This window comes from Candidatus Coatesbacteria bacterium, from assembly GCA_014728225.1.
Classification (GTDB): Bacteria; RBG-13-66-14; RBG-13-66-14; order RBG-13-66-14; family RBG-13-66-14; genus WJLX01.
Window position 1 is genome coordinate 1 of sequence record WJLX01000126.1, and the last position, 22,226, is coordinate 22,226.

The 22,226-nt window shown below is 65.1% G+C and carries 16 protein-coding genes; 9 read left to right on the plus strand and 7 right to left on the minus strand.

The features are described 5' to 3' along the window. Positions 1-500: 500 nt before the first annotated feature. Positions 501-1,094: a hypothetical protein gene (locus tag GF399_09160; GenBank protein ID MBD3400487.1), complete on the plus strand. Its 594-nt coding sequence runs from the start codon at positions 501-503 to the stop codon at positions 1,092-1,094. Positions 1,095-1,418: 324 nt separating this feature from the next. On the opposite strand, the gene smc is transcribed toward GF399_09160, so the two are convergent. After that, positions 1,419-5,045, minus strand: coding sequence for a chromosome segregation protein SMC (gene smc, locus GF399_09165; GenBank protein MBD3400488.1), 3,627 nt, complete (start codon positions 5,043-5,045; stop codon positions 1,419-1,421). A gap of 255 nt (positions 5,046-5,300) precedes the next feature. On the opposite strand from smc, the gene GF399_09170 reads away from it, so the two are divergent. From GF399_09170 to GF399_09195, 6 genes are all read left to right on the plus strand, one after another. Then, positions 5,301-7,559 carry a T9SS type A sorting domain-containing protein gene (locus GF399_09170; protein MBD3400489.1) on the plus strand — a complete coding sequence of 753 codons (2,259 nt, stop codon included), beginning with the start codon at positions 5,301-5,303 and terminating at the stop codon, positions 7,557-7,559. A gap of 26 nt (positions 7,560-7,585) precedes the next feature. Continuing rightward, positions 7,586-10,279 (plus strand): TIGR03960 family B12-binding radical SAM protein, encoded by a 2,694-nt coding sequence (locus GF399_09175; GenBank protein ID MBD3400490.1) that lies wholly within the window; start codon positions 7,586-7,588, stop codon positions 10,277-10,279. 455 nt (positions 10,280-10,734) lie between these two features. Next, complete coding sequence (locus tag GF399_09180; GenBank protein MBD3400491.1) at positions 10,735-11,379, plus strand: hypothetical protein; 645 nt, start codon at positions 10,735-10,737, stop codon at positions 11,377-11,379. Beyond that, a complete protein-coding gene (locus GF399_09185; protein MBD3400492.1) occupies positions 11,380-11,898 on the plus strand; it encodes a hypothetical protein in 519 nt (172 codons plus the stop codon). Then, positions 11,898-12,446, plus strand: coding sequence for a hypothetical protein (locus GF399_09190; GenBank protein ID MBD3400493.1), 549 nt, complete (start codon positions 11,898-11,900; stop codon positions 12,444-12,446). Before GF399_09185 ends, GF399_09190 begins: the two co-directional genes overlap by 1 nt. A gap of 211 nt (positions 12,447-12,657) precedes the next feature. Beyond that, positions 12,658-13,470, plus strand: a complete 813-nt coding sequence (locus GF399_09195) for a hypothetical protein (protein MBD3400494.1) — start codon at positions 12,658-12,660, stop codon at positions 13,468-13,470. A gap of 310 nt (positions 13,471-13,780) precedes the next feature. Here the strand turns inward: GF399_09195 and GF399_09200 are convergent, their stop codons facing one another. Further along, positions 13,781-14,638, minus strand: a complete 858-nt coding sequence (locus GF399_09200) for a radical SAM protein (protein ID MBD3400495.1) — start codon at positions 14,636-14,638, stop codon at positions 13,781-13,783. A gap of 263 nt (positions 14,639-14,901) precedes the next feature. Here GF399_09200 and GF399_09205 point away from each other — a divergent pair, with 263 nt between their 5' ends. Then, positions 14,902-15,084 carry a hypothetical protein gene (locus tag GF399_09205; protein MBD3400496.1) on the plus strand — a complete coding sequence of 61 codons (183 nt, stop codon included), beginning with the start codon at positions 14,902-14,904 and terminating at the stop codon, positions 15,082-15,084. A gap of 1,448 nt (positions 15,085-16,532) precedes the next feature. On the opposite strand, the gene GF399_09210 is transcribed toward GF399_09205, so the two are convergent. Then, positions 16,533-17,261 carry a hypothetical protein gene (locus tag GF399_09210; protein ID MBD3400497.1) on the minus strand — a complete coding sequence of 243 codons (729 nt, stop codon included), beginning with the start codon at positions 17,259-17,261 and terminating at the stop codon, positions 16,533-16,535. Between the two features lie 342 nt (positions 17,262-17,603). Between GF399_09210 and GF399_09215 the strand changes: the two genes are divergently transcribed. Then, on the plus strand, positions 17,604-18,431 hold the full coding sequence (locus GF399_09215; GenBank protein ID MBD3400498.1) for a GNAT family N-acetyltransferase: 828 nt from the start codon (positions 17,604-17,606) through the stop codon (positions 18,429-18,431). A 271-nt stretch (positions 18,432-18,702) separates the two neighbouring features. Here GF399_09215 and GF399_09220 read toward each other — a convergent pair whose 3' ends face one another. The 4 genes from GF399_09220 to GF399_09235 form a co-directional block, all read right to left on the minus strand. Next, positions 18,703-19,791: a sorbosone dehydrogenase family protein gene (locus GF399_09220; GenBank protein MBD3400499.1), complete on the minus strand. Its 1,089-nt coding sequence runs from the start codon at positions 19,789-19,791 to the stop codon at positions 18,703-18,705. A gap of 193 nt (positions 19,792-19,984) precedes the next feature. Next, positions 19,985-20,671: a hypothetical protein gene (locus GF399_09225; protein ID MBD3400500.1), complete on the minus strand. Its 687-nt coding sequence runs from the start codon at positions 20,669-20,671 to the stop codon at positions 19,985-19,987. Between the two features lie 9 nt (positions 20,672-20,680). Next, positions 20,681-21,499, minus strand: coding sequence for a hypothetical protein (locus GF399_09230; protein MBD3400501.1), 819 nt, complete (start codon positions 21,497-21,499; stop codon positions 20,681-20,683). A gap of 84 nt (positions 21,500-21,583) precedes the next feature. Continuing rightward, on the minus strand, positions 21,584-21,967 hold the full coding sequence (locus GF399_09235) for a hypothetical protein (protein ID MBD3400502.1): 384 nt from the start codon (positions 21,965-21,967) through the stop codon (positions 21,584-21,586). Between the last annotated feature and the right edge of the window lie 259 nt (positions 21,968-22,226).

Sequence of the window (22,226 nt, forward strand, 5' to 3'; positions counted from 1 at the left end):
CGTTTCTTCCGGCTAAGCGTTCCGGCGGCGGCCGCAGCCAGGGCGGTCGGCATATCCGCGAAGACAGTCTCCAAATGGTGGCAGATCAACGGCATCGAGAACTTCCGGGGCTGTGCCGAGCGACGGTCGACAGTCCACCGCTCAGGTTAGATGATGCCCTATCCCATCAGGGACATCTACTCCTATCCCGTTCAACTACTCCTATCCCGTTCAACACCATGCACTTAGGTAAGCTCAAAAACCACGATTACGGCGGTCGGTACAACCGCTGCTTCCGATGCCCGCAATCAGCCTTTCGCTGGATTTGAGACAGCGGTAACCACCATCTGCCGGATGCTTCGCGAGCGCGCAGGTGCCAAGCTTTTGCTGAATCTGGCTGACAGCTCCAGTAAAGCAACTAAGCCGCGTCAAGTCAAGGCCGCCTTGTCAGCGCGCCGAACCGGGGGTATAATCGACCGGTAAACCCTGCGGCTGGAACCCCTGACGAGCAAAGGAAGGCCATGCGGCGTCTACTCCTGATGGTGATTGCGACGGCGGTGTTGCTGACTCTGGCGGGTTGTGATGAAACCGGGGACGAACTCGGACCGACCTACGACTACATGCCCTTGGACACCGGCTCGCGCTGGGACTACGAGTGGGGCCTGGCCGACGGCGACGATCTGTCCCTCGAGGCCACCGCGCGGGACGGCGGTGACTGGACCGTAGAGCAGACCATCGGCGACGACGTCGAAAACCAGACCTGGGTCCACACCTCCGGCGGTGAGCTGCGGGTCACCCGCCCCGGCCGCCAGAACCACCGCGTTATCCTCAAGACACCGATCAGCGTCGGCACCGACTGGACCTACCTCGACGACGACGGGATCAATTGGATCGGCCGGATCGTCGATATCAACGCCAGCTTCGATCTGCCCGCGGGCAGCTACGAGGACCTGGTGCTGGTGGCACTCCATCCCGATTACGAGGGTTGGACCGATTATATGTACAAGGAGAACCTGTGGTTCGCCGAGGGCGTCGGTCTGGTGCGCGTGGCCGTCGATGACGACGACGACGACTACAACTCCGACTACCTCTGGGAGCTCGGCGCGGTGCAATAAACCCGGCAAACGCGTCACAAGCACACGACGAGGCCCGCCCGGCCTCGTCGTTTTAGCGGGTTGCAGCTAACGCAGCCGCGCGAACCCGTCGACAGTCCCCCGCACCCCGGCCCGTCACGCTTCTTGCACCCCGAGGTCGCCTTAGCGGCGACCTCGGGCAACAAGCGCGCCGGGCCTTCAGCGTTGCGCGCCCGTCCGGCGTGTCTCTCATCGACCGGCGTGAGTGCAGGTCGGGCCGTTGTCGAGGGCCGGCGCTGTTTTTGCGACGACGGGCCGCGCGGGCCCGTCGTCGCATTAAAAAACCGTGACGTCCCGGCGCCGGGGTTACTCGTTCTTGCGGCGCAGGGAGAAGCGGCGCTGATCCTCCTCGGTGACCAATTGGCCCTGACTGAAGGCCAGGCCGTAGATCCGGCTGACGCCGGGCTCGTCCATGGTCACGCCGATCAGGGTGTCGGCGGCCTCCATGGTGCGGCGGTTGTGGGTGATGACCAGGAACTGGCTGCCGCCGAGGTGGCGGCGCAGCAGGCGCAGGAAGCGGTCGACGTTGGCGTCGTCGAGGGGGGCGTCGATCTCGTCGAGGATGCTGAACGGGCTGGGCTTGACCTCGAAGAGGGCGAACAGCAGGGCGATGGCGGTCAGGGCGCGCTCGCCGCCGGAGCGGGAGATGAGTTGCTGGAGGCCCTTGCCCGGCGGTCGGGCGTAGATCTCGACACCGGCTTCGAGGGGGTCGTCGTCGGTCAGCTTGAGTCGGGCTTCGCCGCCACCGAAGAGGAAGCGGAAGGTGTTCTCGAAGTTGACGACCACCTGGTTGAAGGTGGCCAGGAAGCGTTCGGTGGCCTCGGCGTTCAGCTTTTTGATCGAGGTCCGCAGGCGGCGGTCGCTTTCGCGCAGCTCGTCGCGCCGCTCGCGCAGGTAGTCGCGCCGGGTCAGGCTTTCCTCGTAGCTTTTGCGGGCGTGGAAGTTGATCTCGCCCAGGCGGTTGCGCCGCTTCTCCAGCTTGCCGATCTCGGTGTGGGCGGCGCTGAGGTCGAAGGCGTCGGGCAGTTCGAGCTCGAGCAGCTCGTGCCCGGTGTGTTCGCGAGCTTCATCTTCTAGCCGATTGCTCTCGTCGGCGACGCCCTTCTTTTCCAGCTCGAGGGCGGAACGGCGCTGGCGCAGCTCGCCCAGGCGGGCGTTGGCCGCGGCGCGGCTCTCGGTCAGTCCGCCGAGTTCTTCGCCCAGTTCGTTGAGGGCGCGGCGCAGCTCGATGAGGTGCTGCTCGTCGGATTCCTTGCCCAGGGTCAGCTCGGCCAGGCGGCTGTTGAGTTCCTCGAGGTCCTGATCGGCTGCGGCGTCCTCCTCTTCGATTTCCCGTTCGGCGGTTTCTACGTCCCGGCGACGTCGCTCGTTATCGCTCAGGGCGGCTTCGACGCGTTGCAGTTCGTCGGCGACGGAGTCCAGGTCGGAATCCAGCCGCTGCAGTCCCAGCTTCTCCTCGGCGACGGTCTCGCGCAGGGCGTCCAGGCGGGCGCTGGAGCGATCGCGCTCCTTGAGCGCTACGTCGTGTGCCGCGCGCAGCTCGCGTTGTTCGGCACCGTCGTCGGTCTCGGGGGCCGGTTCGGCGTCGAGAGCTTCAAGCTCGAGGTCGGCGCGGCGTCGGGCGGCGGCTGTTTCCTGGCGGCGCTCGTCCAAACGCTTCGTTTCGCGCCGGCGGTTATCGGCGGTTTCCCGGGTTCGCTCCAGTTCCAGTCGGGTTTGCGAGACCTGCTCCCGCAACTGCTCCAGGGCGCTGGAGGAGGCCGAAAACTCGTCACGCAGCTCGTTTTCGCGGGCCCTGGCCGCCTCGTACTGTTGCTTCAACGTCGCCAGGTTGTCGCGCAGTTGTTCCAGTTCTCGTTCCCGGCCCAGCAGGCCGCCGGAGCCGGAGCGGGCGCCGCCGCCGGAGATCGCTCCGGAGGATTCGACCAGCTCGCCGTCCAGGGTCACCAGACGCCGGAAGCGCACCCGGTCGCGCCAGGCGCGCAGCAGGGCCGTGGCCGACGCCATGTCCTCCAGCACCAGGGTGCCGCCGAGGGCGAACTCGATCGCCGGAGCGACCTCGTCGGCGAAGTCGACCAGGCCGAGGACGTCGCCGATCAGGCCGGGCTGCTGGATCTGCTTGGCGCAGTAGATCGGCCGCCGGGGGCGGATCAGGTCCAGGGGCAGGAAGCGCACCCGGCCGGCGCGCAGGCGCTTGAGCAGCTCGATGGCCGCCGCAGCGGCGTTCTCGTCGGCGCAGACCACGGCCTGGGCGGTGAAGCCCAGGGCGGCCTCGACGGCGGCTTCGTAGCGTTTGTCCGTGCGAACGAGTTGGGCCACGGCGCCGAGGGTACCGCCGAGCTTCTGCTTGTCGGCGGCCGCCAGGACCACGGTGACGGCGCGTTTGAAGCCCTCGTTACGGTCGTAGAGGCGTTCCAGGCTGGCGAACTGCGTCTGGGCCCGGGTCAGCTCCTCGAGCTTACTACGGGTCTCGGTGGCGGCACGGCTGATTTCCCGGTTGCGCTCATTCTGGCGCTCGAGGGCTTCGTCGAGGCGCTCCTGTAACTTCTCCAGGCGGCCCTCGAGCTTGGCGGCTTCGTCGACGGCGTCCGTTTGGGCCAACTCGGCGGTCTCTTCCTCCAGAGCGGCGAGTTCAGCGTCCAAACGCTGGAGCTCGCGCTCCAGCTCGCGCCGCCGGGCCCGCGCCTCGGCGAGATCGCGCTCCCGCCCCGCGGCGCTTTCGACGGCGCGCATCAACCTGGCGCCCAGTTCGACGCTGCGGCGTTCCGCTTCCTCGAACTCACCGCGCAATCCGCTCAACTCGGCTTCGAGATGGGCCAGCCGCTCCTCGGCGGTCTGGTGTTCCCGCCGACGGTCCGCCAGGCTTTCCTCGGCCGTGGCGTGTCGCTCCTCGAGGGCCGCGCGCTGCTCGGTGAGCTCTTCGCGCTCCCGTTGCAGCTCGCGCGCTCGACGGCGGCGCTGAGTGCGGCGGTCCTGGTTGAGGCTCAGCCGGTGCTCGTAGTCCTTGACCTCCTCCAGGGAGCGGTAGCGGCGATCCTCGGCGGCGTTGACCCGCTCGCGCGCCTCGATCTGGCGCGTCCGCAGCTCGGTCAGCTCGCCCTCCAGCCGGGTGAAGTCGGCCTCCGCGCCCAGGATGGCGTCGTCGAGTTCCGCCAGCTCGCCGTCCAGCTCCTCCAGGCGACCGCGACGACCCTCCCAGTGGAACCGCAGGGTCAGGGCCCGGAAGCGGTGGATCTGCTCGCCCAGGCGCCGGTGATGCTCGACCTTGCGCACCTCGCGCTTGAGGGAGCGCAAATGTTTGGCGATCTCGTCCAGCCGTTCGTCGAGGCGCAGCAGCTGGTCGACGGTTTCACCGAGCTTGCGCTCAGCCTCGGCGCGCTGGGCCTTGTAGCGCCCGATCCCGGCGGCCTCGTCGAAAACGCCGCGGCGCTGGCGCGGATCGCGGGAGAGGATCTGATCCACCTGGGCCTGCTCGATCAGCGAGTAGGCCCGGGTGCCGATCCCCGTGTCGGTCAGCAGGCCGGTGATATCTTTGAGCCGACAGGGTTTCTTGTTCAACAGGTAGGCCGACTCGCCGGAACGGAACAACCGCCGGGTGATCAGAACCTCCTCGAAGGGGGCGTCGAGGAGGTGGCTCTCGTTGGACAGCAGCAGGGAGACCTCGGCCATCCCGAGGGGTTTGCGTTCCTCGGAACCGGAGAAGATCACGTCGCTCATCTGGCCGCCGCGCAGATTCCGCGCGCTCTGCTCACCCAGGGCCCAGCGAACGGCGTCGGAGATATTGGTCTTGCCGCAGCCGTTGGGGCCGACGATGGCCGTCATCCCCTCGCGCAGGTCGAGCTCGAGGGGATCGCAGAAGCTCTTGAAGCCGGAGATGTAGATGCGCTTGAGGAACACGGACGGCGACTCGCTGGCTGTCGGCGGAGGTCGGATGGGCCGGTCGGGGGAAGGGGTATTATAACCTACGAACGGGCGTTAGTGAAACTCCCGCGCCGCCTTGCCAGCCGATAAGTTTTGTGCAATCATGTGCCACGAATGTCGAGCGGATTGCCGTAGAATTTCCTGCGTTGGTTATCCAGCTCAGCCGTTGCTCTCGGCTCCGGCGGCGGTGACCAGCCTGCTGGATAGAGATTTCGCTGCCGATCATCCTCAGAGATCAAGCTTAGCATCCCACGGGAAGGAACATCGATGAAAAGAACCCTGAAGAAGCGAGCCTTGCAGACCGGCATCCTGCTAATCGTCTTTCTCGTCGGCGCGGCCGGCGCCGGTTTCGCAATCCCTCTCGATCCGGCCTATCCGGGAGCTTGGTACGAGGATCCTCTGGCCGCCGAGATGGAGGCCAAGGCGACCAACGCTCTAAAGGCCGCCGGCGACGTCGAACCGCCCGCCGTCGGCTTCGATCAGGTCCATTTGGATCTCGACCTCGAGCTGAGCTATTACGGGCCCAACGACGGCTACCTCGAGGGCACGGCCGCCTGGACCATGGAAAGCACCACGGCGGGTCTGGACGAAATCGAGTTACAGCTCGACGAGCTGACGGTCAGCGCGGTCTCCGGTGACGCAACCTCCTTCGACCATGTCGGCAACACCCTGACCATCTACCTCGACGGTGCCTACGACGATGGTGAGCAGTTCAGCGTCTCGATCGACTACGCCGGCGAGCCCACCGCCGGGATGTACTTCGACGACGCCAACGGCGGCCTGATCCACACCTTCACCGAGCCCTACGATTCCAGCCACTGGTTCCCCTGTTACGACATGCCCGACGACCGCTTCACCTGCGACCAGCACTACACGGTGCGCGATGACTGGCTGGCGGCCTCCAACGGCGACGAGCTGCCCACGGTCGTCGATAACGGCGACGGCACCAAGACCTTCAGCTGGGAGCTGACCTACGAGGTTCCGACCTACCTGGTGGCCATGGCGGCCTCGGACTACGCCTTCTTCACCGATTACTTCGACCTGGGCTCCGGCGACCAGCCAGTCCATAATTGGGTCTACCGGGATCACCAGGCCGCGGCCGAGGAGGACCTGGGGATCACCCCGGAGATGGTCGAGCAGGTCTCCACCTGGTTCACCGATTACAAGTATCCGCGCTACGGTCACATGATCACCGAGATCGGCGGGGCGATGGAGCATACGACGACGACGTCGCTGAGCTCCAGCTGTATCACGGGCGCCCACGACTACGACTGGATCGTCGTCCACGAGCTGGGCCATCAGTGGTTCGGCGACTGGATCACCTGCGAGACCTGGGAGGATATCTGGCTCAACGAAGGCTTCGCCTCCTACACCGAGGCTTTGTGGGCCGAGCACCTCGACGGCCAGCCCGGCCTGGAAAGCTACATGCAGTACTTCAAAAACCGCTACTTCTATGAGGACGGCTACCGGCGCTATCCCGTCTACGATCCCGATTATCTCTTCGGCACCACGGTCTACAAGAAGGGCGCCTGGGTACTGCACATGCTGCGCCACCTGGGCGACGACGCCACCTTCTTCGCCATGCTGCAGGAGTACGTCGACGCCTACCCCAAAGGTACGGTGCTGACAGCGGAGTTCATCGACACCGCCGACGATTACTACGGCGGCGACGGCGCCCTGGATCAGTTCTTCTGGCAGTGGGTCTACATGGCCGGCTACCCGGAATACGAGATGCTGACCTGGACCGAAGCCGCCGGGGGGCAGACGATCGTCCACGTCGAGCTGGAGCAGGTCCAGTCCACCGCCGACGACACCCCGGAGGTCTTCGTCACCCCCATCGACCTGAAGATCGTCACCACGGCGGGGGAGTACGAGGTGGTCTTCAATAACGACCAGCGCGTCGACGCCCGGCATTATTACGTCGACGGCGAGCTGATCCGGGTGGAGTTCGATCCCGACGGCTGGCTGCTGTACAAGATGAACTACAGCGACGCCCCGCTGGTCAGCCTGGACGCCGCGGCCGGAGAGGACGGCCTGTTGTGCAGTTGGAGCATCGAGGGCGCCGCCGTCGCCGTCGATCTCTACCGCCTGACGGAGCTGGGTTCGACCAAACTCAACGGGAACGACCTGCCGACGACGGGTTCCTTCCTCGATCGACCCGAGCGGGCCGGCAGCTACGCCTACCGTCTCGAGGTCGTCGACGCCGACGGCGAGCGCTACACCTTCTCCACCGGCGAGCTGGACTGGATCCGCTCCGGCGCGCCCCTGGAGTTGGCCGCCCCCTGGCCCAGTCCGGCCCGGGACGAGGTCAACCTGTCGTTCACCCTGCCGACGGCCGGTCCCGTCGAGCTGGCCGTCTACGACCTGGCCGGCCGCCGGGTGGCCACCCCCCTGCGCGGCGACTACGCCGCCGGCCGCCACCAGGTCAGTTGGTCGGCCGGCGGACTGAGCGGCGGCGTCTACCTGCTGCGACTGGAAACCGTCGACGGCGCCGTAACGAACCGGATGGTCAAGACCGAGCGCTGAGCGGGTCTGGTTAGACCCCGGACGAGGTGCTACAATGGGTGTTCCGCGACACGACGGCCGTCCGCCGCCGCTGCGCGGAACACCCGCTTATCAGCGCCCGTAGACAGCCTAGGAGCCCCGTGAGTCATCGCAGCCCCAGCAGCGCCGATCTGGAACGCCTCCTCGTAGGTGTACAGAAACCCGCCCGCTATGTAGCCGCCGAGTACGGCGCCTGGAAGAAGGACCCCGCCGGTCTCGTCAATGTGGTCTGGTGCTTCCCCGACATCTACGAGATCGGCATGAGCCATCTCGGGGGACGCTTGATCTACGATCGGCTCAACCGGCGCGGGGATGCCGCCTGCGACCGGGCCTTCATGCCCTGGACCGATATGGAGGAGCTGCTGCGGCGGCGGAATTGGGACCTGTACTCCCTGGAGCAAGTGCGGCCGCTGGCCGCCTTCGACATCATCGCCGTCACTCTTTCCTACGAGCTGTCCTACACCAACTTCCTCCACCTGCTGGAGCTGGCCGGTCTGCCTCTGGAGGCGGCGGAGCGCCGGGCCGATCCCCGCTTGCCCCTGGTGGTGGTCGGCGGTCCGGCGCTGCTCAATCCCGAACCCCTGGCCCCCTTCTACGACGCCGCCCTGATCGGCGAGAGCGAGACTTTCTGGGACGAACTCGTCGAGCTGGTCAAGCTCCACCGTGACACCGACGGTCTGGACAAGCCGGCTCTGCTCGAGGAGCTGGCCGCCGTCGACGGCGTCTACATCGGTGAACGGGTGGCTGTGGAAACGGAACCGGCGGCGGGCTGGTCGGTGCCGGTTCCGGCGGCCCCGTCGACCAACCGGCGCCTGGCCGAGCTCGAGCCGCGCCTCGAGCGGCCCCTGGTCCCCGGGGTGGACATCGTCCACGACCGGGTGACCCTCGAGGTGATGCGTGGTTGCACCGGGGGCTGCCGTTTCTGCCAGGCCGGGATGACCTACCGCCCCGTGCGCTCCCTCGACGCCGCCGAGGCCTTCACGGAGCTTCAGCGCCAACTGCGTCTGACCGGGTACTCCGAGGCCAACGTCTCCAGCCTCTCCTCGACGGACTGGCGCGGTCTGGCCGGGTTGATCGAGCGGATGATGACCGAATTCGGCCCTAAGGAGCCCAAAGTCAGCTTTCCCAGCCTGCGGGTCTCCGAGACGGTTGTCCAGTTGGAGAGCATGCTGACGGGTCGCCGGCGGGGCAGCCTGACCATGGCCCCTGAGGCCGGAAGCGAGCGCCTGCGGCGGATCATTAACAAGCCCCTGTTTACCAACGCCGAGGTCATCGAGCTGGCCGGGCGGATCTTCGCCGCCGAGTTCTCCACTGTAAAGCTGTACTTCATGTTCGGGCTCCCTGAAGAGACCGACGAGGACCTGGCGGCCCTGGTCGAGCTGGCTCGGGCCTGTGCCCGACGCGCCGGTAACAAGCAGCGGGTCAACGTCGCCCTGTCGCCCTTCATTCCCAAGCCCCACACCCCCTTCCAATGGGCGCCCCAGGCGCCGCTCGAGGAACTCGAACACCGGTTGAGCTGGCTGCTGGAGCGCCTCAAGGGCCGGCGCCTCAAGGCCAAGTGGAACAGCCCGCGGCAGGCCGTCGTCGAGGCCGCGTTGAGCCGGGGCGACCGCAGAACGGCCGCGGCCTTGCGTGAAGCCCATCGCCGCGACGCCCGCTTCGACGCCTGGGACGAGTTCTTCGACCTCGACCGCTGGCGTGAGGCCTTCGCCGCCGTCGGGCTGGACCTCCACGCCTACGCCGAGCGCCGCTTCAACCTCGACGAACGACTGCCCTGGGACGCCGTCGACAATCGGGTCAGTCGGCGTTACCTGGCCGAGGAGTACGAGCGCTCCCGCAGCGGCGAAACGACGGCGGACTGCCGCCGCTCCGGCTGCAACGCCTGCGGTATTCCCGCCGACTCCTGCGATACCGGCGGCCTGCTCGAGTTGGACGCCGAACTGGAACGCCTGGTCAACTACCCGCCCGCAACCCGGCAGCCCACCTCCCAGTTGCGCTCCACCGTGCGCTTCGAGTTCACCAAGACCTGGCCGGCTTCCCTTCTCGGCCATCTCGAGCTAAAGAAGGTCCTGGCGCAATCTATCCGCCGGGCCGGTTACCGGCTGCGCCTCTCCTCGGGCTACAACCCCCAGCCCAAGCTGGTCGTGGCCATGCCCCTGTCGTTGGGGGTGGAGAGCCGGGCCGAAGTCGCCGACGTCGAACTGGCCAGTTGGTTCGATTCCGCCACTTTCAACGAACGGCTCAACCAGGCCCTGCCGCCGGGAATGGAGGTCAAGCGCTCCCTCGAACTGCCCCACCGGGCCCCACGGCTGTCTCAAACCGCCGAGTTGGCCACCTATCTGGCCACCTTCGAACATCCCCCCGCCGACCTCCAGCGCCGCCTCGACGCTCTGCTCGCCCAACGGGAAATCTGGGTCGAGCGGGAGAAGAAGGGCGAGACCAAACGGGTCGAGGTCCGTCACTCCCTCGTCGAAGCCCGCAGCCGCGGCGGTCTGCTGAGCTTCACCCTGCGCCTGGAGCCCTCGAAACCCGCCCTGCGCGTCGACGAGTTCTGTGGACCGCTCCTGGAGCTGGACCCCGCTGAACACCCCCGGGTGGTGCGCACGGCGATCCTCGGCGAGGACGAGCGGGGTACCCGCAAGGACCTCTTTTCGCCGGTGTTGCTCAAACCGCGCCGAAAGAAGAAACACCGGCGACGTTAACACGGCGGCCGGGAAAAACAGCCCCGGTTTGAAAACGTCGGGGGAACCTGCCGAACCCCGGAACCGGCACGGTTTTTGCATCTCGGCGACCGTTGGAACGAGGATAACGGTCGGCCTCCGCAAAAACCGTGCCGGTTCCGGGGTTCGGGCGTTGCGGGTCGTCCGCGGCGGGGCGTGGGGCTGTTTTTCCCGGCCTGCTGGGCGATTGCGTCCTGCGCCGTCAGGGTGGTGATGTCCGTTGAGGAGCTCGCCGACCACCCTGACGGGTCCGGAGGAGTACGCGCTGTTTGACCGGTCGCCGAAGACTTGACGGGCTAAGCTCGGTACTGGAGCGGGAAGGGGCGTCGTCGGCGATTAGTGCTGCAAAAATGCGGTTCAGCGGTTACAATATAGATCGTCACCGTATCGACCACACCAGCGCGGCGGCACCGTCGCGCCGACCGAAGGGGGCTGCCTTGCGTTACGCCGCCGTACTTATCCCGCTGTTAGTCTTTATGCTGGTGCCCGCCGTCGCTCAGGAGACCACGGAGGAGTACGATTTCCTCGGCGAGGAGATGATGTACTACGAGGAGAATCCGTTGGAGACGGCGATCGACGAAACACTGTGGTACGAGCCGGCCCAGGACTGGGTCGTCGAGGGTCCGGAGGTGGCCTTCTACGACGCGGAGGATGCGGAGTATTATGTCGCGCGCCTCTACTCCGTCTACCTGTACTACGATACCGAGTGGGGTTATCAAGAAGCGGGCTATCATCTGACCAACAAGACCGCGGACGAGAACCCCGCCGAGAGCGTCGAAAGCCCTTTCGACGGCGACTGGGCTCTGGTGGATGAGCAATTGCGCGGCATCGTTGATTACTACTACACCGAGCCGGTCGACATCGTCGGTCCCGTCGAGGCTGACGGTTACATCTACTACGAGCTGGACGAGTACGGTTTTCATTACATCGAGTGCGGCCTGCCCGTCGATGAGGGCGGCTACGCCAACTTCTGTGTCGAGTGCGACCAGGAGTGGTGGCCGGAGTTGGAGGGTGAGATCCGCGAGATGCTTGAGAGCGGGGTCGAGGCCTGTCTGACCTACCTGGCGGAGAACCAGCCGTAAATGATGAAACCCCGGGCCTTGACGATTGGTTTACTGCTGGTAACGGTGACGTTGTGCCTCGCCGAGGAGGGCGTGCGCAGCGAGGCGGCCGGCATGCTGCTCAGTGCGCCGCCCGATGGTCGACGCTGGGAGGACCGCGGCGACGTTAACGGTCCCGAACTCTACTCCTGGGACGCCGGCGGTCCGCGGATCGGCGCCCTGGCGCTGCGCATCGCCGAGCCGCCGGAGCTGGGGTTCGTCGAGGGACGTCAAGCCGGGGCTTCGGTTCTGCTGGATTATCTGGAGCGGATCGTCGAGGAAAGCTACACGGAGGTTGAGGATCCGGCCGGACCCTACTATTTCGGCGATGACGGCCCCCTGGTGGTTTCCCTGGAGTTCGTTTCCGGAAAACGCTACTATCGGGAGTATCTGATCTGGGACGACTCGAAGCTATACAATCTGACCATTTGGTGCCGTTCGGGCTTGCAGGAGGGGCTGGCGGGAATGCTGGACGCCTTGCTGGCCGGTTTCCGTTGGTGATGCCGCGCCACCCGCTCACTTCCAGTGTTCTACTCCTATCGCTGTTGGCGCTATCGGCGGCGGGGTCGGCTTTCGAGGTGCCCGCCGACGGCCTAGTCGATTGGGCCGGCGCCGTTTTCAGTGTTCCCGGCGCGGGCTGGACGGCCAACGTCGGTGACGAAGCCGTGGTGCTTTACCACGGCGTCCGGGCGGCGGCGGATTTCGTCGTCGTCTCGCTGGAGTCACCGACCCCGGACGCCGGTCTGGGCAAGCTGATCCCCGGAGCCGACGGCGTCGGGCTGCGCGAGGAGCTGACCCGCTATCTGGCCGACTGGTGCGCCCGCCATTACGGCGAGCTGCGTCGACTGCGCCGCTACGACGCCGCGGGCGCGGCGCCGGCGGTGCTGTTGGAGTTCCTGACCATCGACGAGCTGAATCACCACCGGGTTTGCCTGTTCCTGCCGCCGACGGGGCGGCTGTATCTGTTGACGATCCGCTGCCGTGCCGCCGCCCCCGAGCAGCTCCACTTCGGTCTGGAGCGCCTGGCCGAGACGATCGTCTTCCAGTGAAGCCGCGCCGCTGGACTTCAATGCACCGATTTACAGTGAATAACCGTTTACTATGAAAACTCGCACCAGGATCATCGCGGCGATGCTGCCGACGTTGCCGCTTTTGTTACCGGTCGGCTGCGCTGAGCCTCCCGGCGAGACCGTTTCCGCGGGCCGGGTCGCTCTGGCCTATCCCGGTGAGCTGTGGCATGTCGACCGCGAGATTACCGGGATGCTGACCCTTAAACACGGTGTCGATCACCCCGATGCCGTCGCCCGCCTCTACCTCAGCGGCTGGGACGCCGACGATACCGTCGATAGCTTCGACGAACTGGAGCGCCGGTTGCGCGCCTCCCTCGCCGAACGCCGGGGGCTGGAGTACCGCGGCGAGGCTGAGGAACTCAATGAACCGCTGCGCGGCGTCAGCCTGAGTTATCGGGATTACCTGGGCGCCGCAGAGTATTACAATCGCGACACCCTGTTCTACGCCGACGGGCGTTACGCCGTCCTCGAACTGGCCTGCGACGCCGGACTGGAGGAGGAGTTGGCCGCCGACTTCGAGCTGCTGCGCTCCTCGGTATCGATCGCCGAGCCACCCGCTCCGCGACAGGTAGCGCCCGGCGAGGAGCTGGTCCTCGACGGCCTGATCCTCACCGTCGCCGGCGACGGTTGGCTGGTGCGGGAGGAGGAGACCGGCCTGCTGCTGTCGCGCGGCGAGCAGCGCCTGCACTTTTATAAACGCCAACCCCACACCGGCACCGGCGAGGGCTTCGACCTCGGCGACGGCCTGCGGCGGGAGATCGGGCTGCTGCATCGCGAACCGGATTACCTCGGTGAACCCCGGGTGCGCGACGGGTCCTTGAGCTCGGCGGCCCAGGCTTATCAAACCGTACGCCGCTGGCGATACGACGCCGCCCTGCTCCACGGTAAAAGCTTCTACCTCGTCGATACCGCCTGCCCCGTCGACACTGACAGTGACGTACGCGATACTCTGCGGCGCATGGTCGATGGGATCAAAGCGGCCCGGTTCGGTACCGGCGACTGATCAAGCCCGAAGCGAGCGACAGCAGACCAGCAACGGGGCCGACGGCCCCGTTTTGTCGTCTGGATAACCATAATTAGCGCCGCCCCGGAACGACCGCGGCGACGGAACGGCGGCGCCCGCCGGGACGAAGCGCGGAACCGGCACGGTTTTTGCGGAGGCGCCGCGTTGATCACGTTCCAACGGGCGCCGAGATGCAAAAACCGTGCCGGTTCCGCGCCCGTGCCTGACGGATTGACTGTGAGGTTTGGCTGGATCGCCGCGGTCGTTCCGTCGCCGCGGACGGCGGCCGGCTTGTCGGCGCTGACGAGGTTCAGCCCGACAGGGAGAAGCCGAGCTCCAGCGCCCGGCGGCGGACCTGCGCCACCTCGGCCCGGGTTGGACGGCGGTTGAGTCCGTGGAGCTCGTTGGCGCGGTAACGGGGTCGGTACTGACCCATGACGTTGAGCCGGTGTCCGGGACGCAGTATTGCGGCCAGCCGCTCCAGCAGGCCGAGGGAATCGGCCAGCTCGCCGGGCAGGACGAGGTGACGGATTATCAACCCGCGAACGGCGACACCGTTTGCGATTTCCAGCGAGCCGACCTGCTCCTCCATCTCCACCAGGGCGTCCAGCAGCCGAGGGAAGTAATCGGCGGCGCCGGATAGTTCGTCCGCCGGGGCCGCCGGACCGTACTTGGCGTCGGGCAGATAGACATCCACCTGACCGGTCAGGATGCGCAGCGTCTCTGCGCTCTCGTAGCCGCCGCAGTTGTAGACCACGGGCAGGTTGAAGCCCCGTTCGCGGGCCGACCCGAGGGCTTCGAGCAGACCGGGGGTGAAGTGGGTCGGGGTGACGAGGTTGAGATTGACGCAGCCGCGCCGTTGGAGCTCGAGGAAGACGTCGGCCAGACTCGTGGCGGCGAGGACCCGTCCGGCGGCGTGATGGCTGATGTCGTGGTTCTGGCAGAAGATGCAGACCAGATTGCAGCCGGCCAAAAAGACCGTACCCGAGCCGCCGCGGCCGACGAGTACCGGCTCCTCACCGAAGTGGGGTCCGTAGGAAGCCGCCAGGAGCCGGTGGCCGACGCCGCAGAAGCCGGTTTCGCCGGCGGTGCGATCCACGCCGCAACCGTGGGGGCAAAGGCGGCAGTGGCGGTACAGCTTGAGCGGGTCCGCTGGTGTGCTGTTCATCGCTCGAGGGGTAGTCGATAACCGGGCTGGTCAAACGAGGCAAAGCGGTTTTGTTAATGGCATTGCAACTGTTCTTAGCCATACTCCCGCTGGAGGATGCTGCTTGCTAATTTCGAAAGGGCATAACAATCGTGAGTGGATGAAAAACTGCTAGGGATCACGTAACGGCGAGGGAGCAACAAATACCTATAGGCATTATCACCTAATTATGAACAAGCGCGAAGTATGGTCCTGAGAATGTATAGCGCGTTTTCGTCGTCTCGATGGTTGAAGCGGAACGACCTTTCACGGATAAAGAGTCTGAAGTTACGCTTGAATCCTTTATGGCAGGCTTTTTGGCGGCGTTTGGCGTAGCCCCAGACCAACTAGATGCCGTTTATGCTTATCCCGCCGTTGGCGAACTCTTCCTGGTGCTTGATCCGCCTGTGGTGGAAGCCCTTGAGTGACAGCTGCTTATAGCCCCGCCGGCCGTCGGCGTATCGGTGTAGCTGGTCGGGTCGAGCGCGGCTTGGCGAGCGGCGGCGCGGCGCCGGCGGATTAGCTTCTAGTGGCGATATGCCGTATTGCGATGGTCACCAAGTCCGTTGCGACCCGCGCCGCCGGGACGCCGAGCCGGAACAGACGGGCTATCTCACTGCGTTTTTTCCGGCGGCGGCGCGTTGCGGCGCCTCGGGGACGACGCTTGAACAACTTGCCGCATCGCTTGCACTGATGCCGTCCGTCGGCGCAGCGCTAGTGATAGCGGTAGTTGTACTGGGACGGTTGGCGTGCCGCTCCCCCGTCCCGCTCTTCCCCGCCACATTGCCCCCCTCGTCGGTGGCGGGCTGACAGACCCGTTCACGCCGCTATAGGAAGTCAACTGCAACAGCTGATGTTCATCTTCTGCGATGATCTCTACCTATAACATATTCATAGAAAGGCAGTTGGAAAAGAGCGGCAGGCACATAGACGCTTATTGTTATGGCGGGGCTCGAGGTGAATCGCGGTTACCAATCCGGTTCTACCATCCGGAACTGATCGCTCCACCGTCGGGCGCTGTGAATCTCATCACGGAGCGTCCATTTCCATTACCGTTCAACCCCAACCAGTTAGGACTGCTCATTGATCACCGTAAAGCAATCGGTCAAAGCCGCTGCCGGTGAAGTCCTCTATCAGCCTTCTTAGCGATTTGCAACAAAAGTATCCCCTCCCGGCGGAGTGGTCCGGTAGGGTGGGGGATGCCAACTGCTATTAGATCGTTGGCTTTTTTCTAAGTGTACTTTTTCACCGTCATTACATGAAGGTGGAGCTGTGGCAGAGAAGCTCGGCTTGCGAATACTCGAGTTAATAAGCGGAAAGAGACGGGTGGCGCCGGGCATCGTCGGAACCGAGATTAGGAAAAGTATAAAACCGGCTGTTGCTCTGCTGAGGAATGCCGGTCGGCTTGACTAAGGATGTAGTTCCAACTGCCGTGCTGATCCCAATGCCGATTGACCATGTTGCTGAGTGTGGATACCGCCAGCGAATCGTGAAGAAGGCTGATTGAAGACAACACGAGGGGCGGTTTTCCGGCAGCCTTTGCCGTACGGTCGATTGACAGTCCTCGCCGGTTGGTATTGAACGATATAGTGGCGGGTGCTCCCTGGTGGGACTATCATCATCAGCTAGCGGCTCAGACAGCTCCGGCTAACCGTAAGCGGTAACGCGACGCGGGGCTGTTTGAGCCTATCCACAACAATGCAATAACAATCGTCTACTCCGCTCGCTTCCAAACGCTTTTCTCAGCGGTTAGTTATCGATATACCGTAGTCCGCTACCATGAAGTAGTTCATTGCCGAAAAAAGTGCCGGCGGAGCGGGACCGGCGGACGGGACCGGCGGAGCGGGACAGCGGCGGTCGGCGGCTGTCGGGGGCGCTACTTGGGCATTTCGTCGAGCAGCAGGGCCTCGTCGGCGGGAGCGTCGGTGTCCACGTACCATTCATTGTAAAGCATCCGCCGCCCGAGGCGTTCCGGGCCGACGCCGAGGGAGATCAGCCGCCGACCGGAACCCGCGGGCAGGTAGAGCTCGAGGTCGAAGCGGCCGTCCTCAGCGGTGACGATCGGTGACCAGCCGTAGGGTGAGCGATCGATCAGCGCCGTGGCGTAGCCTTCAGCGAGCAGACGGCCGCGGATTCGCAAGCGGTAGAGGGGTTCGTCTTCACTCTCGACCGCATCCAGCGCGATGGTCCGGAGCTCGAAAACCCGGGTGGAAAAGTTCTGGGTGATGTGCAGGCCGACTTGGCGTCCGTCCCGGCCCTTGACCACCCCGAGGCCGATGCGGTTGTACTCGGGGTGCAGCAGGTTGTCCCGGTGTCCCGGGGAGAACATCAGGCCCTGGTGGGCTTGCTCGACCAGCTCGCGCCAGTCGTAGATACGACTGCTGTACTCCCGGGCCAGGTTCTCCCCGACGCCGGCGTCGGTGATACCGCCGGCGCGGATCCGCTCCCGGTAAGTTTTACGGCCCGACGTCGGTGAAAGGTGGGAGAAGTAACCCAGCTCGATCATCTCGCGGGAGTGGGCCTCGGCCACCTTGGTCAGCTTGTCGTCGAGCTCGAGGGGCTGGAGACCGGCGCTGCGCCGGTCGCGGTTGATCAGCTCCAGCAGGTAGTCGGCGGCTCGGTCCTCGGCGGCGATGACGGCGCGTTGCGGGGCGTGGGCCGCTCCGAGAACGCCGGCCTGGACTTCGCCGACTGTCGCTTCGTCCTCCTCGAAACGACAGGCCGTCGACAGGAGCGGCGGCAGCAGTGCTACGGCGACTAGGACGTGCTTGGCGCGCTGGGGCATGATTGATGGGTGACCGTTGTGTCGGGACGGCGAAGCTACACGCAAGTCAAGCTTAGCCGGAAAAGCCAGGAGACGTCAAGTTCAGCGTCAGATCGAAGGCCCCTTGCCGTTGCCGGGATGCTGGTGTAACATCGCCGCGACAACCGAACAGGAACGAGAAGCGTGCCCGAGCTGCGAGCCCTCCAGGATCCTCAGGCCCTGTTGCCACTGCTGGACTCCGAACGCCACCTGACCGAGGACGTCCGCTACAGCCTCTTGCTGCGCGGCTCCACCCCCTGGGAAGAGACGACGCGCTATCTCGTCGACGATCCGACCTCGCCGTCGCTGGTGCTCAAGTGCGAATGGCACCACACCTTCTACGCCCGGCGGACGAAGGACTTCACCACCGCCCTGGACTACCTGGAATCGACGGACTATCGCAACGAGCGCGAGGCCGCCGCAGCCGATTGGAAGACAGAGGAGCGGGAGCGCCTGCTGGGTGAGCTGCACTTCGGTGGTCTGGCCGAACGCTGGTGCCGGATACTGCGCAACCGTTATCCGATCGAGCACGAGAACCCCTGCTACGTTTACTACTGGGATGGTCCAGCGCCACGGGAGCCGCGGATCGAGCTGCGTGATCTCGGACCCGAACACGCCGAACTCGTCGAACAGCACTGGGAGTTCGGCGGTCACGACGAGGATTCCATCGCCTACATTCGCTGGCGCCTGGAGACCGGCCCGGCTCCCGCCGTCTTCGAAAACGACGAGCCCGTCGCCTGGTGCATGACCCACGGCGGTGGCTCGATGGGCAACATCTTCGTCCTGCCCGAGTATCGCCGACGGGGCCTGGGCCTGGAACTGACCTACGGGATGATCCGCCGGGTGCTGGACGGCGGCTGGCTGCCCCTCTGCCACATCAAGCAGGTCAACAAGGCCTCGATCAGCATGTCGGAAAAGGCCGGCCTGGTCTGCGGCGGCCCGGTCTCCTGGATTGCGGCGCGGCTGCACTGAAGCCCCGTTGAAAAACAGTTCACGGACCAGCGGACGATGGTCAGCCACCGCCGCCGGAACTGGCACGGTTTTTGCTTCTCGGCGAACGTTGGAGCTTTACTCAACGGTTCGCCTCCGCAAAAACCGTGCCAGTTCCGGCGGTGGAGCGTCGTGGCCGTCGCCGATCTTAGGCGGCAGTTTTTCAACGGGGCTTCAGAACCGTCGGTGGAATGACGTGAAACAACCGGGACCGTTTTTGAGCGGTCCCGGTTGTTCGTTGGAAGCTGCGCTTTTAGTCGGCGGCGATGCGGTAGACGACGCCGGCGTGGTCGTCGGAGACCAGCAAAGAGCCGTCGGGCAGCTCGAGGACGTCGACGGGGCGGCCCCAAGCCGTACCGTCGCCGAGCCAGCCTTCGACGAAGACCTCGTAGCCCGTCGGTTCGCCGGCGGTGTTTAGCGGGACGCGCATCACCCGGTAGCCGATGGGGATGCTGCGGTTCCAGGAGCCGTGCTCGGCGATGAAGATATCGCCGTGGTACTCGGGCGGAAAGGCTGCGCCGGTATAGAAACACATCCCCAGGGCGGCGACGTGGGGTCCGAGTTCTAGGGCGGGAGGTGTCAGCTCCAGGTCGGCGGGTTGACGGTCACCGTACTCCGGGTCGCGGACGTCGCGGCCGTGGAGATAGGGGTAGCCGAAGTGCAGGTCGCGCTCCGGGGCGCGGTTGAGTTCGTCGGGCGGTCGGTTGTCGCCCAGCCAGTCGCGGCCGTTATCGGTGAAGTAGAGCTCGTTGGTTGTGGGATGCCAGTCGAAGCCGACGGTGTTGCGGATGCCCCTGGCGTAGACGCCGACACTGTCACCATTGGGTCCGACGCTCAACAGGCAGCAGTAGGGCTCGTCGGGATCACAGATGTTGCAGGGGGCGCCGACGGGGATATAGAGCCGGCCGTTGGGACCGAAGGCGATGTACTTCCAGCCGTGGCGCTTGTCGTCGGGCAGGCCGTCGTAGAAGACCTTGGCCGGCGGCGGGTTGCTCAGTCGATCCAGAATATCCGGGTAGCGCAGGACGCGCTCGATCTCGGCCACATAGAGATCGTTGTCGGCGAAGGCCACACCGTTGGGGGTCTCGAGGCCTTCGAGGACGACCAGGGTTTCCTCGACGACGCCGTCGCCGTCGGTGTCACGCAGGGCGTAGACCCGACCCTGGCTGCGGGTGCCGACGAAGACGGTGCCGTCGGGGGCCAGGCAGAGGGAGCGGGCGCCGGGGACGTCGGCGGCGTAGAGTTCAACGCTGATGCCCGGTGGAGTGTCGAGCTCCTCGAGGGGCAGGGCGGTCGCAGCGACGGCGATGAAAAGGACGGTTAGCGCAGTAAGCTTGGTCATCGGTAATCACCCGATCTCACTGACGGCGGCGCGGTTTCCACGGGAGCGAACAGACCTCGATCTTCAGCTTTACATTGTGGGTCCATGGGTTGGGCCGTTTTTTTGGGGTTGTAAGAACGGGGCACTGGACAACGCGCCCTAAGCGGGTCTCGAGCAGACCAGGCGAAGGTGGGTTCTGGTCGCTGTTGTTCGATTAGAGGAAATATTTGATGTGCAGGCGCAGTTCGAGACCGTCGCCGTCGTTGCCGTAGCCCTCGTCGTCGGTCTCGGCGTTGTCGTCGTCGGAGACCAGGGAGATCGGTGCCAGGATCCGCCCGCCGAGGACGAAGTTCTGGCCGAAGCGCAGATCGACGCCGAGCTGGGGGGTGAGGCCGGCGGTCCAGGTGTCGCCGGAGATGCGCTCCCAGTCCTCCTCCTCGGTGGTGAAGTCGTCGAAGAGGAACTCGTAGCCGGCCAGGATATAGAACCCGCCCAGGCCGAGGTTGACGCTGATCTCGTCCACGGTCAGATAGGTCAGCACGTCGAGGCCGAAGCGGTGGAAGCTGCCGCTGACCTCGTCGAGGTAGCTGGGCAGGGCGGCCTGGGGTTGGAGGGGGATCTGGCTGCCCCACCAGGCGCGCAGGTTGAGGCGCTCGACGGGGCTGTAATCGACGGTCGCGCCGATGTCCAGGCCGTTGCCCGGGTAGAGAGGCACGGGAACGATGATCGACCACTCGGCGTCCGGGGCGGGCTCGAACTCGATCGGCAGCAGCTCGCCGACGGACAGGGAGCCGCCGAACTCGAAACCCAGGCCCAGGCGACCGACGAGATCAGCGGTCGCCGCAGCCGCGGGAAGCGATAGGAGGACAACCAAAAACAGTAGCGAGATTAGACGGGGCATCGTCCTCCTTTAGCGCTGGCCGGCCTTGATCGAGCCCCAACTGGCGGGAACGATCTCGCTCCAGGGCTCGGGTTCGATGTTGGAATCCGCCAGCACGTAGAATTTGGCATAGCTGGTAAAGCTCGGCGCGCCGCCGTCGACGCTCTCCACCGAAGCCACCCCGCTCTGACCGATGAAGCCCCCGGGGACGATCCAGCCATAGATCCAGACGTCCTTGTCGGTCTGACCCCAGTTGTCGCTGACCACGGCGTGCTCACGCAGGACGAGGCAGGGCCACCACTCTCCCTGCGAGGCCGGGACCTTGACCCGGCCTTCGGCGATGATCTCCTTGTCGTGACTCTCGTCGACGATGACATGGATGATGGCCACCCAGAAATCGTAGGTGTAGTCGTAGCTCCAACTCGTACCGACCTGGAGGGGCAGGTCCCAGAAGGTGATGTCGGGGTCGTAGGTGGTTTCGAACTGCAGGCCGCCCCAGGGCAGGGTGGCGCCGTACTGACGGTAGTCGTTTCCCAGGCCGCTGTAGAACCACACCTCGCCGACGTCGTCCTGCTCGATGCGCTCGGCGTAATCGGCGGCGGGGAAGGAATCTCCGTGAGGCGAGTCGGCTTTGTCGAGAACCTCGAATTCGGCGTACTGGGCGGAGCTCAGCGAGGAGAAGTCCCACTCCTCGGCCGCCGGATCCCAGCCCGACCAGGTGCCGTCGGTCAGGTAGTAGAAATCGCCGTAGACCCCCTCCTGGTAGTTGTAGTCCTCGACGCCGATGGTCAGCGCTCCGGCGATTGCAACAACGATGAGCAGCAGGGTGCTGGTGGACCGGATGCTCATGGCGCCCCTTTCTCCCGTTACGCTGGTCGGTGGTGGTGTTGTGCTGCAGTCAGGATGGTTAATAAAACAATGGATCACACACGATCATGGACTAATCAGGCTGCTTTTTAGGTAATCTAGCCTGCCGGGATCGTTTCTGTGGTTGAAGCTGAACGACCCTTCCCTGATAAAGAGCCTGAAGGTGCGCTTTAAGACGTAGTGGTCGGATATTAGGCGGTGTTTGGCATAGCCCCGGAAGCTCTCGAGGCCGTTGCTTGCCGCCAACCAGGGTCTTATCGTGGTTGATGCGCCTGTGATGGAAGCCGTTGAATGAGACAGCTTGTAATAGGCCTTCCAGCCGTCGGAGTAGACGCTCGAGTCCAGCTCGACGTTCTCCAGGATCGCGCCCAGCAGGTGCTTCTCGCCGCAGTTGGGCGGCAGGATGACGCGGACCTCACCACCCCGCTTGAGCAGCCAGAAGACGGGGATCTTGCCGCCGCCCCCCCGACCACGTTTGCCCTGCCGTGGCCGCCGAAGTAGGACTCATCCACCTCGATGTGCCCCTCGAGCTTCTCCAGCTCGGCCTCCCGAGCGGCGGCGATGCGCTCGCCAATGATACGCTAGTGCTTGGCGAGCGTACTGGGATGGATGCGGGCCGTCTTTGCCGCTCGGGCCGCGGTTGCTTCAAGCCACAACAGCGCGGCGATCAACTCGCGCTGTTCTACGGCGCTCGCACATCCGCCGCCCG

Excerpts from the sequence above, each read along its gene's own strand:
- GF399_09200 (MBD3400495.1), bottom strand. The coding sequence starts at position 14,638 with ATGAACAGCACACCAGCGGACCCGCTCAAGCTGTACCGCCACTGCCGC.
- GF399_09225 (MBD3400500.1), bottom strand. The coding sequence starts at position 20,671 with ATGCCCCGTCTAATCTCGCTACTGTTTTTGGTTGTCCTCCTATCGCTT.
- GF399_09195 (MBD3400494.1), top strand. The coding sequence starts at position 12,658 with ATGCTGACCCTTAAACACGGTGTCGATCACCCCGATGCCGTCGCCCGC.
- GF399_09220 (MBD3400499.1), bottom strand. The coding sequence starts at position 19,791 with ATGACCAAGCTTACTGCGCTAACCGTCCTTTTCATCGCCGTCGCTGCG.
- GF399_09205 (MBD3400496.1), top strand. The coding sequence starts at position 14,902 with ATGGTTGAAGCGGAACGACCTTTCACGGATAAAGAGTCTGAAGTTACG.
- GF399_09185 (MBD3400492.1), top strand. The coding sequence starts at position 11,380 with ATGATGAAACCCCGGGCCTTGACGATTGGTTTACTGCTGGTAACGGTG.
- GF399_09190 (MBD3400493.1), top strand. The coding sequence starts at position 11,898 with ATGCCGCGCCACCCGCTCACTTCCAGTGTTCTACTCCTATCGCTGTTG.
- GF399_09160 (MBD3400487.1), top strand. The coding sequence starts at position 501 with ATGCGGCGTCTACTCCTGATGGTGATTGCGACGGCGGTGTTGCTGACT.
- GF399_09170 (MBD3400489.1), top strand. The coding sequence starts at position 5,301 with ATGAAAAGAACCCTGAAGAAGCGAGCCTTGCAGACCGGCATCCTGCTA.
- GF399_09230 (MBD3400501.1), bottom strand. The coding sequence starts at position 21,499 with ATGAGCATCCGGTCCACCAGCACCCTGCTGCTCATCGTTGTTGCAATC.